Origin of the sequence: Vibrio sp. 10N.222.48.A3, from assembly GCF_041475345.1 — a bacterium.
Taxonomy (GTDB): Bacteria; Pseudomonadota; Gammaproteobacteria; order Enterobacterales; family Vibrionaceae; genus Vibrio; species Vibrio tasmaniensis_A.
On record NZ_JBFRVX010000240.1, the window covers coordinates 1 to 1,823 of the forward strand.

Here is a 1,823-nt window from a genome sequence, read left to right on the forward strand (position 1 = left end):
GTTAATTGATAATCCTTTACGTTATTCATTTCGATTAATCGTTCATTTTTAGAACGGATTAGCTTAAAAAGCAAAGTAAACGAATGAATATTGAGCTAGATCACTAAGCTTTTAGGTGTTTTTTAGGTTGTTTAAAATAAATACAATTATAATAGTTGCATATGAAGGGGTTCGTTGTTGCCAAGCCATAAGTCCTCATTTTCAGACCGCGCTTTAAATCGAAATTTAGGTTAACAAAAAGGCAACAACCCTTCGCTCACTGGACGTATCTATAACTAAAAGTTGCACGCTCGTCGTTACGATTGTTGAACAAACAGGTTACCTACCTAACCTCATTCATACATCTCTATTTACGCGACAGGCCAGTAGACAACTCAGAGGTGACTGATAAATCAGCACCCAATAATAAAACATTGATGAGCAGGAAGTATCGATCAGTGGCAACGTCCGATAGAAACAGGATAAAAAACATAACGTATAAACATTGTTGAAAAGGAAACCAGGCAATGAAACGCGATAACTTTGGAATTTGTCTTACTAAGACTATGCTGTTCAAACACTTACAATCGACTTTTACTCATGTAAGAGCCTATGAGAAAGACGGAACCTCTCCTCTTGATCTCAAGGTATTGTTAGCGTTCCCGCAAATGTCAGGTAGAGATTTATTACAAACAATGCAAGGTTCAAGACAATTGGTGTGGCGCGCCGATCACCATTGTCCTAGCTTTAAATAAGCCACTTCATTTTGTAAGAACACTTCTATACTGAACTTAAAGAGCACGCTTTGTCGTGCTCTTTTCGTTTCAGTGATCTTTGTTGCTCGCATCACGTACTTTATTACATTAACTTAACGAGTTATGAGGGTTTATAATCCTGTGAGACAATCATCTCAAGACAAATGACTATCACCCTGTTAGCATTAGAGCTAATACTCTAAATGGTATTTAATGCAGATGACCAAACCAAAATTCCGACACCTTGCGCTCGCCAGTATGCTTCTCGGCACATTTGCTTCGCCAGTTTTCTCTGCCCCGCTCACTTTTTCTGAAGCGTGGCAAATATTGCAAGAGAACAACAACTCACTTGCAGCTCAACAAGCTAACGTTGAGCGTTATCAACACCTTCAGAATTCAACCAGCAGCCTTAATCTACCTTCGATCACCTTGGGGGCTAACTACACGCACCTTGATAGTGATGTGACAATTAATGGTGAACAGTTCAAAAATAGCTTAAGCGGCGTGCCAAATTTAGGTGCAGTTGGAGGTATTCTTCAGCCTATATTAAGTGGGCTTGGCGGTGTTACCTCAACCATCACCGAACAAGACATCTTCAGCTCTTCCATCCGTGCTATTTGGCCTATCTTTACTGGCGGACGAATTACCGCTGCGCAAACTGCTGCCGAAGGTAAAAGCGAAGAAGCGCAAAGCCAACTTCTGATGGAGAAACAGGCTCGCTACGAAGACTTAAGTAAATATTACTTCTCGGTGATCTTAGCGGAAGACGTCGTGAGAACACGTCAAGCCGTTGAAGCTGGCTTAACTCAGCATCGTGATTTCGCCATCAAGCTTGAACAGCAAGGACAAATTGCTCGAGTAGAACGTCTGCAGGCGGATGCTTCTTTGGATAAAGCCGTTGTTGAACGAACCAAAGCGCAGAACGACCTCAAAATTGCTCAATTAGCACTGACTCAGATCCTTGGTCAGAGCCAAAGTGTCGAACCTTCAGAACAACTCTTTATCAACAAAAACCTGCCTCATATGGACGTATTTGTTGATCAAACCCTCATGACCTACCCAGGCCTTAAAATCCTTGAAGCAAAAGAG

At 41.5% G+C, this 1,823-nt stretch carries 2 protein-coding genes; both read left to right on the forward strand.

From position 1 onward, the window contains the following. Positions 1–506: 506 nt before the first annotated feature. Positions 507–734, forward strand: a complete 228-nt coding sequence (locus AB4653_RS08175; RefSeq protein ID WP_009846577.1) for a hypothetical protein — start codon at positions 507–509, stop codon at positions 732–734. Positions 735–947: 213 nt separating this feature from the next. Further along, positions 948–1,823: TolC family protein (locus tag AB4653_RS08180; protein ID WP_372103779.1), on the forward strand; the 876-nt coding region annotated here is incomplete at its 3' end.